The organism is Agrobacterium sp. A3-95 (genome assembly GCF_053521785.1).
Genome location: NZ_JBNWDR010000008.1, coordinates 147,954 through 163,139, shown reverse-complemented (window position 1 = coordinate 163,139; position 15,186 = coordinate 147,954). Strand labels below are relative to the sequence as shown.

Annotated in this window: 12 protein-coding genes; 3 read left to right on the top strand and 9 right to left on the bottom strand. The window is 55.8% G+C overall.

All coding sequences use genetic code 11. From position 1 onward, the window contains the following. Positions 1-29: 29 nt before the first annotated feature. The 7 genes from ACQZ5Y_RS20255 to ACQZ5Y_RS20225 all read right to left on the bottom strand — a co-directional run bounded on the left by ACQZ5Y_RS20255 (position 30) and on the right by ACQZ5Y_RS20225 (position 7,823). Positions 30-1,082: an ABC transporter ATP-binding protein gene (locus ACQZ5Y_RS20255; RefSeq protein ID WP_174051119.1), complete on the bottom strand. Its 1,053-nt coding sequence runs from the start codon at positions 1,080-1,082 to the stop codon at positions 30-32. Between the two features lie 18 nt (positions 1,083-1,100). Continuing rightward, on the bottom strand, positions 1,101-1,943 hold the full coding sequence (locus ACQZ5Y_RS20250; RefSeq protein WP_174051118.1) for a carbohydrate ABC transporter permease: 843 nt from the start codon (positions 1,941-1,943) through the stop codon (positions 1,101-1,103). After that, a complete protein-coding gene (locus ACQZ5Y_RS20245) occupies positions 1,933-2,865 on the bottom strand; it encodes a carbohydrate ABC transporter permease (protein ID WP_111796677.1) in 933 nt (310 codons plus the stop codon). The genes ACQZ5Y_RS20250 and ACQZ5Y_RS20245 overlap by 11 nt, the downstream gene beginning before the upstream one ends. Before the next feature lie 10 nt (positions 2,866-2,875). Beyond that, positions 2,876-4,147, bottom strand: a complete 1,272-nt coding sequence (locus tag ACQZ5Y_RS20240; protein ID WP_174051117.1) for an ABC transporter substrate-binding protein — start codon at positions 4,145-4,147, stop codon at positions 2,876-2,878. A gap of 49 nt (positions 4,148-4,196) precedes the next feature. Continuing rightward, positions 4,197-5,798, bottom strand: coding sequence for an FAD-dependent oxidoreductase (locus tag ACQZ5Y_RS20235; RefSeq protein ID WP_174051196.1), 1,602 nt, complete (start codon positions 5,796-5,798; stop codon positions 4,197-4,199). 5 nt (positions 5,799-5,803) lie between these two features. After that, a complete protein-coding gene (locus tag ACQZ5Y_RS20230) occupies positions 5,804-6,874 on the bottom strand; it encodes a LacI family DNA-binding transcriptional regulator (RefSeq protein ID WP_025594973.1) in 1,071 nt (356 codons plus the stop codon). Positions 6,875-7,085: 211 nt separating this feature from the next. After that, on the bottom strand, positions 7,086-7,823 hold the full coding sequence (locus ACQZ5Y_RS20225; protein WP_174051116.1) for a carboxylesterase family protein: 738 nt from the start codon (positions 7,821-7,823) through the stop codon (positions 7,086-7,088). A gap of 285 nt (positions 7,824-8,108) precedes the next feature. Between ACQZ5Y_RS20225 and ACQZ5Y_RS20220 the strand changes: the two genes are divergently transcribed. The 3 genes from ACQZ5Y_RS20220 to ACQZ5Y_RS20210 all read left to right on the top strand — a co-directional run bounded on the left by ACQZ5Y_RS20220 (position 8,109) and on the right by ACQZ5Y_RS20210 (position 12,641). Further along, positions 8,109-10,175 (top strand): ATP-dependent helicase, encoded by a 2,067-nt coding sequence (locus tag ACQZ5Y_RS20220; RefSeq protein WP_174051115.1) that lies wholly within the window; start codon positions 8,109-8,111, stop codon positions 10,173-10,175. A gap of 23 nt (positions 10,176-10,198) precedes the next feature. After that, positions 10,199-11,278 (top strand): DNA polymerase IV, encoded by a 1,080-nt coding sequence (dinB, locus tag ACQZ5Y_RS20215; RefSeq protein ID WP_174051114.1) that lies wholly within the window; start codon positions 10,199-10,201, stop codon positions 11,276-11,278. 418 nt (positions 11,279-11,696) lie between these two features. Further along, the gene (locus tag ACQZ5Y_RS20210; RefSeq protein WP_065663333.1) at positions 11,697-12,641 is read left to right on the top strand and encodes an FkbM family methyltransferase; all 945 of its coding nucleotides are present in this window, start codon (positions 11,697-11,699) and stop codon (positions 12,639-12,641) included. A gap of 234 nt (positions 12,642-12,875) precedes the next feature. On the opposite strand, the gene ACQZ5Y_RS20205 is transcribed toward ACQZ5Y_RS20210, so the two are convergent. Then, a complete protein-coding gene (locus ACQZ5Y_RS20205) occupies positions 12,876-14,018 on the bottom strand; it encodes an acyltransferase family protein (protein WP_174051113.1) in 1,143 nt (380 codons plus the stop codon). A gap of 187 nt (positions 14,019-14,205) precedes the next feature. Then, positions 14,206-15,114, bottom strand: a complete 909-nt coding sequence (locus ACQZ5Y_RS20200) for a hypothetical protein (protein ID WP_174051112.1) — start codon at positions 15,112-15,114, stop codon at positions 14,206-14,208. Positions 15,115-15,186 lie beyond the last annotated feature (72 nt).

The window sequence follows — 15,186 nt, the reverse complement described above, 5'->3', positions numbered from 1 at the left end:
GCCCGCGCAAGAGGCAGAGGGCATCGTGATCAGTTCAGCCGCGCTCCGTCTTCACTCGAAAACAGATGGACGCTGTTAAGCGTCGGCGAGACCATGATGCTGTCGCCGACTGCCTGCCCTATGCGTTCCCGAAAGACGCCGAGCACCTTGGAACCGCCGAGTTTCATGGTGACCTGCGTTTCCGATCCTAATGGTTCAACCAGCATTATCTCGGCAGGTACGCCGCCGGCATCAAGCAGGAAGTGTTCCGGGCGGATGCCGTAAACGGCCTGTTTGCCGGCAAAGCCGGCCGCGGAAACTGGCAAGGGCAACACGATACCTGCGGTTTCAAAACCTCTTTCAGTTATCGCGCCGCTCAGGAAGTTCATCGATGGCGAACCGATGAAGCCTGCAACGAACTGATTTGCCGGGCGGTCGTAAAGTTCGAGCGGCGTGCCGATCTGCTCGACCCTGCCGCCATTGAGAACCACGACCCTGTCGGCCATCGTCATCGCCTCGACCTGGTCGTGCGTCACATAGATCGTGGTGGTCTTCAGCTTCTGGTGCAGTGCCTTGATCTCGCCGCGCATGACGACGCGCAACTTCGCATCAAGGTTTGACAGGGGCTCATCGAACAGGAACACCTGCGGATTGCGAACAATGGCGCGGCCCATCGCGACGCGCTGGCGCTGGCCGCCGGAGAGCTGGCGGGGATAACGGTCGAGCAGCTGCGCAAGGCCAAGAATATCCGCTGCCCAGTTCACCTTTTCAGCAATTTCCTGCTTGCTCGAGCCCCGATGCTCCAGCGAAAAGCCCATATTGCTGGCCACCGTCATATGCGGATATAGGGCATAAGACTGGAACACCATGGCAATATCGCGATCCTTGGGATCGAGATCGTTGACGACCCGTTCGCCGATCCTGAGCTCTCCGCCGGTAATCGTTTCGAGCCCCGCTATCATCCGCAGCAGGGTCGACTTGCCGCAGCCGGAAGGCCCGACAAGCACAACAAACTCGCCGTCCTTAATGGCGAGATCGATGCCGTGAATGGTTTTCACCGCGCCATAGCTTTTGCGGATGTCGGAGAGAGTAACGTGAGCCATCAATCGGTTTCCGGTTCTTCAGCCCTTGAGGCCGGTATGGGCGAGGCCTTCGACAAACTGCTTCTGGGCAATCACGAAGACGATGAGCACGGGCAGCGCAGTCAGCGTCGCTGCGGCAAGCTGGATGTTCCACATCGGCCCGCCATAGGCGTCGGTATATTGCGTCAGCGCCTGCGGCAGCGTGAACATCTCGGCGCTGGAGAGAAAGACGATGGGTTCGAGGAACAGGTTCCAGGAATGCAGGAACGTAAAGATCGCGACCGAAGCAAGCGCCGGCTTTGCCAGGGGCAAGGCAATCTTGCGAAATATCTTGAAACGTCCAAGACCGTCGACGCGTGCGGCCTCCTCCAGCTCCCCCGGCAGTGTCACAAAAAACTGCCGCATGACGAAGGTGGCAAACACGCTTGGCGCCCCGAAAATCGGCACGAGGATCAGCGGCCAGTGGGTGTTGACCATGCCTGCCTTCAGGAACATCTGGAAGAGCGGCACGATCGTCACTTCGGACGGGATCAGCAGGCCAAGCAGCACGATCATGAAGATCACATTGGCGCCCGGAAACCGGATCCGTGCGAAGGCATAGCCTGCCATTGAGGAGATGATCATCGTGCCGACCGTCACCACAGCGGCAATGTAGGCGGAGTTCCAATATTGCCGCACGAAGGGCTGCAACTCGAACACCTTCGCATAGGTCGTCCAGTCGTGGCTCTGCGGGATGAGCTGCGGTGGGAAGGCGAAGATGTCGCTTATGGGCTTGATGGAGGAGGTAACCATCCACCAGGTCGGAAAGACGAACGGGATCAACAGCACGCACAACAGCCCGTAAAGCGCCACCTGCATGCGGGGGGAAAGGTCAGCTTTCATAAAAGACGATCCTCTTGCGCATCTGCCACTGGGCAAAGGTCAGCACGGCAACAATCAGAAACAGCAGGATGGACAGCGTCGAGCCGTAACCGAAGAAATGGAACTGGAAGGCCTGCTGATAGAGGTAGTAGACCAGCACCGTGGTCGACAGACCCGGCCCGCCCTGAGTCAAAACCGCAATCTGAGCAAAAACCTGTAACGAGCCGACAATGGTGATGATCGAGGTCAACAGGATCGTCGGGCTGATCAGCGGCAGGGTGATGCGACGGAACTGTTTGAAGGCTGGCGCGCCGTCGATGCGGGCGGCCTCGTAGAGTTCCTTCGGCACGCCCTGAAGTGCCGCCAGAAACAGGATCATGTTGAGCCCGACATTCTTGAAGACCTGCACGACGATGACCGAAATCATCGCTGTCGTCTCCTCGCGCAGCCAGTTGGGACCTTCGATCCCGACCATCAGCAACATGCCGTTGATGCCGCCATTCTTCTGCAGCAGGAAACCCCAGACGATCGTCCAGGCAACCAGAGACACGACGACGGGCGAGAAGAACAGCGTTCTGAATATCGCAATGCCGGCAAGCTTCTGGTTGAGCAGCACGGCAAGCAGCAGCGCCAGCGACAGGTTGAACACGACGAGGCCGGCTGAGAATATCCCGGTCGCGCCCAGCACCTCCAGAAGATTGCCGTCTTCGATGAGCATCCGGTAGTTTTGCGCACCGGTATAGGTAAAGGTATTGGCGAGCACGTTCCACTCATGCAGCGAATACCAGAACACCAGCCCGAGCGGGATCAGCACGAAGATGATGATCCCGATCAGCTGCGGGGCGATGAACAGAAAGCCAGCGAGACTGTCGCGCCGCGCGATGGTCCAGAACGCCGATGCAGGGCGATGCCGGGTACGGGTAATCTCCTGCGCGACAGCCATGGCTTTCTCCTCAGCGCTTCAGGAGCGGCGCGATCTGGCCGCAGATTTTTTGAAGCGCTCCCGCGACATCGGCCTCCGGCCGCCAGACCGCATCGAGGTTTGAGCGCACGATCTGCTGGATCTGGGCAAAACCGGTGTGGCCGGGCATGACCTTGCCCGTGGCGATGCCTGATATGACGACCTTTTCGATCTGTTCCTGGCTGAGCAGCGGATTGGTTTTTTTCAACACCTCCGCATTCAACAGCGACTTGCGTGCCGAGGGGAAGAACTGGCTGAGCTTTGCCGAATTTTCCGGGTTGGTCATGTAAGCAACGAATTCGGCCGCCGTCTGCGCATTCTTTCCGGACTGCATGACGCCGATGCCGGCCTGCCCGATCAGCGCGTATTCACCGGCCGGTCCTTTCGGCAGCGGCACGAGGTCCCAGCCGAAAGGCTTGTCCTTCGGCAAAAGCGAGGCCCGGCTGATCTGGGTAATGGTCATCGCGGCATTACCGGCGAAGAAATCGACTGTCTCGCCGGGGCCGGGCATGGCCCTCTTGCTGAAGATGGCGTCATGGATGAACGACACCGCATCCGCCATCGGCTTTTCCGACATGGTGCAGGTTGCGCCATCCGCGCTCCAGGGCGATGCGCCCCAGCCGTTCCACACGGAGGTCAGATATTGCCAGCTCTGGTAATTGAAGTCGCGGACCACAAGCCCGCCCTTGCCGGATTTCGCGACCGCCGAGGCGGTGGCGATGGCGTTTTCCCAGGTCCATTCGCCGGCAGCGATCATCTCCGCCGGCGTCTTTGCACCTGCGGCCTTGATGAGATCATTGTTGACGAAGACCGCAAAGGGCGAGGTCGAGAACGGATATGCGAAGAGCTTTCCGTCCTGCGACCAGCGTTCCGTGGCCCCGGCGCTGACTTCGTCGAGATTGTAACCCTGCGCGGCCTTCAGCGTGTCGGTAAGCGGATAGAGCGCGCCTGATTTGACGAAATCATAGGCCGAGGTCTCGAAAATCCAGGCCATGTCAGGGGCGTTGCCACCGGCGATCTGGGTCGTCAACGCAGTGGTATAGGTGTCGAAAGGCAGGGACTCATAGGTCACGCTGACATTTGGATGGTCCTTTTTGAAGCCGGCTGCGATGTCGTTGAACAGCTTTAGATGCGCCTCGTTGGCACTCCAGATCGTCATGCGCAGCTTGACCGCATCCTGCGCCGCCGCTGCCGCTGCCAGCGCAAACGAGCCGATAAGGGCCAGCGCGCAGGCCGTGGTTTGCATTTTCCAATGACTATTCATTCCCAGTCCTCCTCCAAAGATGGGTTCGATCGAACGACAGTCCGCCGTCCTAATAGGCCGCGATATCCGGCCAGCGTATTTCAATACCTTCGCGGGTCAGCGCCGTCTGGAAGGCATGAAGATGGTCATCGTCTTCCTGCACCTGATGCGGTGTGAGACCTTTTTCCAGGCAGTGGGCCGCCAGCATTCCAGCCACTTCGCCGATATTCCATTCGACTGGATGCAGGCGGTAGCAGCCATTGGTGATATGCGTCGTGCCGATGTTCTTGCCCGCCGGAATAAGGTTCTTCACGCGCTCGGGTATGAGTGCGCCAAGCGGGATCTCGAACGGGCAGGAAGGCACATCGATATAGTTGTCGCCACCGGTCGATGGGTGCAGATCGATGCGGTACATGCCGATGCCGATGCTGTCGCGATAGCGGACAGCCCCCCTGTCACCGCGAACCGTGTAGGAAAGATCCTGTTCGACGATGCGCGTGACCGGCTTGATGCGGCGGCTTTCCCGGATATAGGGCGCCATGGCAAGGCCGTGTTCGGTGCCGGTAATATCGCCTCTGAGGCGCAGGCCGCGAAAGCCCTGTCCGCCATCAAGGCGCGGCGCTTCGGTCTGCAACCAGTAAAACACCGAATAGGAAAGTTCGGCCGCCGCCTTCAGATGCCGCGCCTTTTCTTCTTCCGACACATCGATGATGGTGCCGTCCATGTAGTCGATCATCGGCCAGTTCACGAGGCAGATGTCGGATTTATAAAAACCTGGCGCAAAGTTCTTGCGTGCCGCGATGCGACGGAAAATCCAGAGGTTTTCATCGCCACCGCCCTTGCGCTGGTCGGCATCAACCAGCAACGGATCGTCGTCCGGATTGGGCGTGAAGGAGCGGGTCGTGTGTTCCAGCGTGCGCGGATGCGGCGCGGTGAAACCGAGCATCGGCCCACCCCAGAAATGCGGCTCGTACTTGCGCCAGTAGTCGTAATTATCGGGCTTGTCGATCGTCTGATCGCCGTCGACATGATCGATTGCAAAGCAGATCGACACGGCCTGCACATTATCAGGCTGGGCGCTGGCCGGCGCACTGGGCTCCCCCGTGTCCGATTGCGCCTCGAACCCCTTGGCATATTCCGTGCCCGTCATCGGCAACAGATCGCCAAGCTCGGTGGCATCAAGAATGTAGTCGGCGGAAATGACGATCTCAGCTCCGCTGTCGCGATGCCGCACGGTGATCGCGCGGACCCTATCGCCGTCCACATCGGCAGCAACCGGCCGATAGGGCTTGAGCACTGTCAGCCGGTCGGCACCGATATAGGGCATAAGCATGCTTTCCATCACCGCAAGGCTGACGCGCGGCTCGGCGCAGATGCGGCTGACCCAGCCGCCACCCGGATTGAGGTCACTCCAGGAGCGGGCGCCTTCCGTCAAAGGATAATGGTCGCGGTAATATTGGCGCACGCCGTTGCGTAGTGCGCGATAAGAGCGGGTGATACCGAACTGCTCGACCCAGCTATGTTCGTCCGATGGCACGGCCTGGCTGGTCAGCTGACCGCCGATCCAGTCATATTCCTCGGTCATGATCACGCGCTTTCCGGCGCGTGCGGCACCGAGGGCCGCCGCCACGCCGCCAAGGCCACCACCGACCACAAGAATGTCTGCTTGCATCTCTTTCACGTCGTCTCATCCGTTTTGTTGACTGGGGACTTATCTGGGGAGGCCACTGGAGCCGGCCCCAATGTTTCACCCTTGACGGGTTGGCACTTGAGTAGAATTTGACTTCCCGGGCTGCCGGTCTCGATGCGGTTCACCAGCATTGCAGTCGCCTGCCGGCCCATCTCTTCACGGGGAATTTCATAGGATGTGAAACGCACCGGGCTGCGGCCGGCACGAATATGGCTGCCAAGCACGACCATCGAAAACACGTCGGGCACCCCAATTCCGCGCTCCCGTGCCAAAGTCTCGACGCGCACCGCATCCGCCAGTTCTATGAAAAATGCCACCGTCGCGCCGCTTTCGATGATCGCGTCGAGGATCTTTTCGGCAGGCCGGTTTACCGCCTTTATGTGCAATGCAAGCGTCGCCGCCGTGCCGAGCGCATCACTGAAACCTCGCCAGCGGTCGGCAATCGATTCCGCCGGACCCGCAGGGCCGATATAGGCGAGTTTGGAATGCCCGAGCATCATGGCATCCTCAACAAGCTGCCGTGTGCCCGCGGCATAGTCGCCGCCAACATAGGGCACGGGCCCGCCAGCATCGTCGCGTCGGCCGATCGCCACGAATGGATAATCTTCCGAGACCAGCCGGGTAAGCTCCTTGCGGTCGAATTCACGGCCCAGGACCAGGCAGCCATCGGCGATCCGGAGCCTGTTGCCCTCGGAAAAAATCTTGCGGTTGTTGCCGACGCCGGCACTGGTCAGCAGCAGAAGATCGTACGCCTGCTGTTGCGCCTCTTCCTCGATGCCCAACAGGAACGGCGTGAAGAAGTCCGCCTGTGCGCTTGGAAAAGCAGGCTCGTAGGTGAAGACGCCGAGGATGCGATTAAGCCCCTTGGCCATGCGGCGCGCGATCGGGTCCGCGACATAACCCGTCTTGCGAATGACCGCCTGTACGCGTTCGCGTGTTTCAGCCGGGATACGCGCAATCGCGGTCGGCGCGCCGTTCAGAACAAGCGATACTGTTGCCTGACTGACGCCGGCAAGCTTCGCAATATCGTTCTGAGTAAGGCGTTTATGGCTGGTCACGCAATGCCCTCCCCGACACTCGTTGATTGCTAATACGTATTAGCTATTAATGCGTATTAGCACGACTTCCCTACTCTGTGTCAAGAGGCGAAAGACACGCTTGCGGAGAGATGTTTTGACGAAGGCTTATGAGGCGGCCAGCCCGGCCTTATGACGGCCGCGCTGGGTTATGGGCTTCCATACCAGCGGTAAAACGGTGCCCGCTGCGGGTTCAGGGTACCGAAGGCGTCTTTGCGTCTGCAAGCTTTTGCTGGAGAAGCCAGGTCCACATCGCCTCATCGCCGAGCACTTTTGCCTCCACCTCTTCATGGTTCGTATTTTCAAAAACCGTCAGCCGCACATTACGTTTCAGTTCTTGGAGACGCTGAACGAGGACAACAGTATCGGACAAAGGAATCACCTCGTCCCTTGAGCCGTGAAAGGCCCAGAAGGCTGTCTTTTCATTGGTGCGGTTGAGGTAATGGCGGATGCCGCCACCGGCAATTGGGACGACCGCAGCAAAAGTTTGTGGAAACTGCTCGGCCATTGACCAGGCGCCGAACCCTCCCCGGCTATATCCGATCAGATAGATACGACTGCGGTCCACCCGATGATCCGCTACAACGGAAGCCAGGACGCTTGCGACACGTTCGATCGGATAAAGCAGTTCCTCGCTCGGATTTTGTGGCGAAAACACCATGAAAGAAAACTCACGGCCCCCTTCGATCAATTTTGGCAGACCGCTGCGGCGCAGCTTTTCGACGTCGCTCCCGCCCTGATCGCCGCCATGCAGCCAGACCACGAGAGGATAGGTTTTGTCCGAACCGGCATAGTCTTTGGGCGTATAAAGCAGATAATTGATATCCGACGCGATCGTGGCGTCAGACCTCATGGCCTTCTGCTCGGCAAACGCAAATGTCGATGCGGCCAGTGCCGCAGCAGCGATCAGGCATAGTTTCAGATGCTTCATGCTTTTGTCCTCCCAACAAACGGCTTACAAGACGCGACTGGTGAACTCATCAGCCGCCGGGTTGGTTCAGTGGTTTGAAAAGCATGCCGGTCAACACGCCATGCGGAACCCGATTGAGGCTGCGAATATCGATCAGCGAGGTTTGTCCACCGCAGTGTGGAGAACAGAGACATGCGTTCATTATTTGTTCTGGCCTGCTGTTTGAGTTTTTGCTAATCATTGCAACAAGAGTGCTTTTGAAAAATGCCGTCGTCGTGCGGATAGGCAAATATCAAGGATGCAGGCATGGCGGTTGCCTATCTGGACAAACTGAACGAGCAGCAACGCAAGGCCGTGGAACATGGCGTTGGGCCTTCAGGCGGACACACGGCTGGACCGTTGCTGATTATCGCCGGTGCCGGTTCCGGCAAGACCAATACGCTGGCGCACCGGGTGGCGCATCTGATCGTCAATGGCGCTGATCCTCGCCGCATCCTGCTGATGACGTTTTCACGGCGTGCCGCTTCCGAAATGTCGCGTCGCGTCGAGCGTATCTGCAAGCAGGTCATCGGCGCTAACGCCGGAGCCCTCACGGATGCGATGGCCTGGTCCGGCACGTTTCACGGGATCGGCGCGCGCCTCTTGCGAATCTATGCGGAACAGATTGGACTGGACGTGGATTTCACGATCCACGACCGCGAAGACAGCGCTGATCTGATGAACCTTGCCCGACACGAACTGGGTTTCTCCAAGACCGAGAGCCGTTTTCCGACAAAGGGCACCTGCCTTGCGATCTATTCGCGCGCCGTCAATTCACAAACGCCGCTGAAAGAAATCCTGCGCCAGCACTATCCATGGGTGTCCAGCTGGGAAGAAGAACTCAAGCAATTATTCGCCGCCTATGTGGAGGCCAAGCAGGCCCAGAACGTCCTCGATTACGACGATCTTCTGCTCTACTGGGCCCAGATGGTCAGCGATCCCGACCTTGCAGGCGATATCGGCAATCGTTTCGACCACGTGATGGTCGACGAATATCAGGATACCAACCGGCTGCAGGCCGCGGTGCTGATGGCACTGAAGCCGGGCGGTCGCGGGTTGACCGTGGTGGGTGACGATGCCCAGTCGATCTATTCGTTCCGGGCAGCAACGGTGCGCAATATCCTTGATTTTCCGGCATCTTTCAGCCCGGCTGCCGATATTATCACCCTTGATCGCAACTATCGCTCGACACAGCCGATACTGGCTGCCGCCAATGGTGTCATCGACCTTGCCCGTGAGCGATTCACCAAAAACCTCTGGACCGAACGACAGTCGCTCGAGCGACCGAAGCTCGTGACAGTAAAAAGCGAAACCGAGCAGGCGAACTTCATTATTGACCAGGTGCTGGCCAATCGTGAGACCGGCATGACGCTGAAGCAACAGGCCGTGCTGTTTCGTACCTCCAGTCATAGCGGGCCGCTTGAAGTTGAACTTACACGCCGCAATATTCCCTTCGTCAAATTTGGCGGCCTGAAGTTTCTCGACAGTGCCCATGTAAAGGACATGCTGGCGGTATTGCGTTTCGCGCAAAACCCGCGCGACCGCGTCGCCGGTTTCAGGCTACTTCAGACGCTGCCGGGTATCGGGCCGAAGAAAGCCGGCAATATTCTCGATACGATTGCGGCAGACCCGGAACCTCTGCTCGCCCTTGCCGAAATTCCGCCGCCACCCAAAACCGGTGATGACTGGGTATCCTTCGTGCAGTTGCTGGCGAACCTGCGAAAATCGCAAGGCGGCTGGCCATCAGATATCGAGCAGGCGCGGCTCTGGTACGAGCCCCACCTCGAACGCATCCATGAGGATGCCGAGACGCGGAAGGCCGATTTGCTGCAACTCGAGCAGATTGCCGGCGGCTATCCTTCCCGCGAACGCTTCCTCACCGAACTGACGCTCGATCCGCCGGATGCCACCAGCGATCAGGCAGGCGTGCCGCTGCTCGATGAGGATTACCTGACCCTTTCAACCATTCATTCGGCAAAAGGCCAGGAATGGCGTTCCGTCTTTATCCTGAACGTGGTCGATGGCTGCATACCCTCCGATCTGGGCGTCGGCTCCACCCATGAAGTCGAAGAGGAACGCCGGCTGCTCTATGTCGCCATGACGCGCGCCAAGGACAGTCTGTCACTGATAACCCCGCAACGGTTCTTCACCCATGGCCAGAACGCGCAGGGCGACCGGCATGTCTATGCCGCTAGAACCCGCTTCATACCGGCAACTTTGCTGCAGTTCTTTGAAACCGCCACCTGGCCCCTGGTTTCGGCCGCAGCCTCCGAGCGCAGCGCGCAGCAGATCCGCATCGATGTAGGCGCGCGGATGCGGGCGATGTGGAAATAGGGAAGATCGTACAGGCTGGAACGATGGATAACACGGCTGTTCGAAAGATCATCCATATCGACATGGATGCCTTTTATGCATCGGTGGAGCAACGCGACAACCCCGCACTTCGCGGCATGCCGGTCGCCGTCGGCGGATCGGCCGCACGAGGCGTGGTGGCTGCGGCAAGTTACGAGGCGAGAACCTTCGGCGTGCATTCCGCCATGCCGTCCGTCACTGCCAAACGGAAATGCCCGGACCTGATCTTCGTACCGCCACGCTTCGAGGTCTACCGGCAGGTGTCGCAACAGATACGCGAGATATTTGCCGAATATACCCCGCTGATCGAGCCGCTATCGCTCGACGAAGCCTATCTCGATGTCACCGAAAACCTGAAAGGCATGGAGATCGCCACCGAAATTGCGCTGGAGATCCGCGCAAAGATCAAGGCGGTCACCAGCCTCAATGCATCTGCCGGCATCTCCTACAACAAGTTTCTGGCCAAGATGGCAAGCGACCTGAACAAACCGAATGGCCAGGCCGTCATCACGCCGAAGAATGGGCCTGGCTTTGTTGAAGCCTTGGCCGTCAAGAAATTTCATGGCGTAGGACCCGCCACGGCCGAGCGGATGAAAAAGCACGGCATCGAAACAGGGCTCGATCTCAAGTCGAAATCACTCGGTTTTCTGCAACAGCATTTCGGAAAGTCCGGCCCTTATTTCTACAACATCGCCCGCGGTATGGATGAACGGCAGGTCAAGCCCGATCGCATCCGTAAGTCTGTTGGCGCAGAAGACACATTCGTCGAGGATATCGACGATCTCGACTTGGCGAAGGCGGAGCTTGGCCCTTTGGCTCAGAAAGTCTGGCGTTATTGCGAGGCCCACGACATCACGGGAAAGACGGTGACCGTGAAAATCAAATATTCGGATTTCAGCCAGGCTACACGAAGCAAAACAGTGTCGGGAGCCGTGTCTGACCTCGCAACGATCCAGGAGATGTCAGAGACCCTGCTTGCCTCCGTCTTTCCATTCAAACGTCCGGTAAGGCTGTTGGGGATTACCCTTTCCTCGCTGAGCACCGAAGAGAGTGAAGAGGAAGCGCAGCTCGCGCTTGGCCTGTGATGCCCCTGTCCCGAAAACGAAAAAGCCCGCCGCGGGAGGAGGTGCGGCAGGCTTTCCGAAATTTCGAACAACGGCTGGGAGGAGGAGTGCCATTGTTCACAAGACAACCCTTGGGAGGAGGATAGGGTCATCTCAATCCGAAGCTTTGCGGGAGGAGGTGCATCGCTTCGATGAAAACAAGATACCCGGTTTTGCCGCATATTAAATAGGCTTTAATGCAGCGCAGCCATGCAATAAACGCACGACGTCATCTGGCAACGCGTGCTCAGAGGCCATCAGCAGCAGCACTGCGTCAAAATGGATGCCCTCCACGAGATTAGAGCATTCGAATAGTCTCAAAAATGTGTTGGATAAAAATCTGTAAGAAATTAACTTTGTAACTCCGCTCCTGTCGACGGGCCGTACGAAAGAAACTGAAATGAGTGAATGGTCGAATAAAGAATATGTAAATTGGATTTATAAAACGCTCTTACATAGGGACGCGGACGAAAGCGGGCTGGATCATTTTTCCAACCGTTTGGAGTCAGGGGAGGACTTGAAGAATATTGTCGAAAGCATTCTCGCAGGCGACGAATACAAAGCAAAAATGCGAGCAGAGGAAGTCGATCCTTTGCAAATTTCTCAAAGACAGCGTCGACGATTGACTATTGTGGATGTCGGCGCCCGTTTGCTTGCAACAGAGGATCACATCTACGCGCCATTGACAAAAGGTACTCTCGATTGGCGTGCCATCGGTTTCGAGCCACAAAAGCACCGCATAGAGGAACGGGCAGCAGCAGAACCAGACCCCAGACTAGTTTTGATTGAAGCGTTTATCGGGGATGGCAAAGAAGCGCTGTTCCATACTGTTAATGACGATGGCAGCTCTTCCCTGCTTGATCTCAATCTGAAGTTCAACGCAGATTTTGATGATATAGGCGACATGCGTGTTGTATCGACTGACGTTGTTAAAACTTCCACTCTAGATGAAGCTTTAGCTGGAGAGCCACACATCGACTTTTTAAAATTCGACATACAGGGCTTCGAGGGTCGCGCACTGTCGGGCGCAAAAGATGTATTGCAGAAAACCAACGTCGTGCACTGCGAAGTTTTTTTTGGCCCCATGTATCACGAGACGGCATTTTTCCGGGATATAGATCATATCCTTTCAGAAGCAGGATTTGAATTTATCGACTTTTCGCACTTGAATAGATACGAGTACACATCGGTGCCGTTCAAGACCGCCAAGCGCGAGAGACTGATATGGGGCGATGCCGTCTTCTTTCGCAAGGACGTGAATAACGCTGATGATCGCATCGCCCAAGCTTTGATAGCGAGTATGATTTACAAGAAACATGGCCTGGCGCAAACGCTTCTTCGCTGAGGATCAGTCGCCGTAAATGCATAGACAGAAAGACCGTCGACGATGATGGTCTTTCTCTATCTGCACAATCCAGGCCAAGGATGGTCTCCGATCAGCAACTGACCGCAACAACATGGTGGAAACCTGGCTGACGACTATGGTCGGCGTGCCTGCGCGTACGAAAAATATGAAATTCGGATCCAGGTCAGTATGCTACCCCTGAGCATCAATATCATCCAAATTTCCTAAGAATAGTCACATGCTCTTTGAGCCAATATGATGCCCAATCTGTAGTTTTTTCATGTAACGATTTTCTATACGATTGTATATTCCTTTGCCAAGGCGCTGGGATGGCTTCTCTATCCAGATATAAGTACAGTAAGACAATAAGAATGCCGCCAGACTTACCACCAAAAGTGAGAGATATACCGAAATCTTTCCACGCAGTGATTGACCATAATTATCAAGGTAATAGATCCCCGCATACATGACGGGGCCATGCATCAAATATATGGAATAACTAATTCTGCCGGTAAATGACAAAAACGCCGATTTAATTTTGAAGAAATGAATGGAAAAGAAAAATACGGCGAAGGCTGCAAAATAAGAGCCATATAAACGGGGCACCATATCTGGCTCAGCGTGCGTTCTGACGTAGGCTTCATTGAAGCCTGCCATTGGGAACACAAATAGCCATCCAATTGCTACGATCCAGTAGGCAAGCTCTGCAAATCTTTGTAGCCCCTGCTTTTCAAAACGAGCACGCGCCAAGGCGCCCCAGAACATGAAGCCCAACAGCATGGGATATTCGCCGAGCTTGCCTTCAAACATTTGAAATTTATGAAGATATTCACGATCTATGAAAGTAGCCGTCAGGACAAGCGCAAGCAGCGCCAAGACGTTGGGGTTCTTTACGCCCTTCAACAGGAAAAGCGCCAAGCACATTCCATAGAAAACCAGCTCGACAGCGAGAGTCCAGTAGGCTCCGTTTATAGGCTCAACGGAGAAAAGATCCGGCACCATTGTCGCGTTGAGAAAGATATCTGTCGTACTAGGATACTTGCCGGATGCCCATTGCTGGGCGATGAGGGCGAAGAGCAACGAGAGCCAAAAGAGCGGAAATAGCCTGAAAAATCGAGACAATAAAAATTTCACGCTCCCGTCAAATCTTCCTCCCGACAAGCTACCTGGTATCACGAATCCACTTATTATAAAGAAGATCGTAACACCCATCCGACCGAAATCGAACTGATGCGCGATTTCTGCGATCCATCTGCCTCCGGCCTTGCCCTGTTGCGCGAAGCCGACATAAAGCTCGGAAATGTGAATTATCAAAACAAGAAGAACCGCGATGCCGCGAAGAACGTCTATGAACTGATATCTCTCGGACTCTCTCACTCACTGTCCTCTCGATCGAGCATTTTATCCGGCAAGGGCTGCCACGATATCAGGCTCATAAAGGACGTTGGATATGAGAACAAGCTTACAAGTCCCCTATTATCTCCCGTAGCCGCGTAACACACCGCATCCAGCAATGGGTAAAACACGTCAAGATTGAAGGAACTGGCCGTACTAAAGGTAGATATCAGCGTAATGCGTGGGGGTTGCCACGGTTTCCGCGGGCGAAACGATAGCGTGGTGGCTGATAGTGAAACTCTGCCGTGTACGGAGACAAAAACTTGTCCTCCAGACAATCATCTGAAACAAAATAGGCATTCACTCCGATAATGTCGCACCCGACAAGCGACATGGCCTTGCTGCGACCAATCAACTCCATAGTCTTTAAGGAGCCGCCAAATAGGTTGGTTCCATCCCAAAGCGAATTTGGATCATAAGGCACTTCGTATTCGATACTTGGGTGGATGTGCGCATTGTACTCAATACATGCAGCTCGGGCGCTAATCGGTATCGCTTTCCATACGTGAGAGGTATTTTGATCGATATCGACGCTCATAAAATCGACTTCTGCGCCTATGCCAGTGCCTTCCAGAATCCCCGATATGTTTTCAGCGGCGACAAACGCTTGCTTAACAATAAGCCGTCCGTCTCTAATCTCATTGGCAAATTTCTCTCTAATCTCAGCCACGTGACGGGAGCTTCCTTCGATCCACACACCTCGCCACCCCATTTCGAGCAGAAACCTGGTCGTATTTTGATTGCCGTTCTCAGTACCCAATTCTATGAACGTTTTATGCTTCACACCTATTCTGGCAAAAATTTCAGCGATCGCAGAATCTTCATAAGTCTGGGAAAAAACGTGAGCGTTATGTTTGGCAACAAATTTCTCGCCATACCTGCGAAGTAGAGCTTCGCAAAGCATATCTTCGTAATAAATAGCTGAAAGCTCTTTATTTATGAACGCGTTTTCATTTGCTTGCCTTATCCATTCGGCAATTTCTTTTAGATTAACGTCCGAAAGGGCTGTATTGTCACCGGCGTTGAAGACTTTCCGCCATCTCTTCAGGATTGAGGTTCGAAGCCTGCTGATGTTCATATTTTAAGACCCTAAACCAACGTCCCATGAGAGAACTAGGCCGATTTTGCTTGCGCCAGGCGCGGCCTGGTT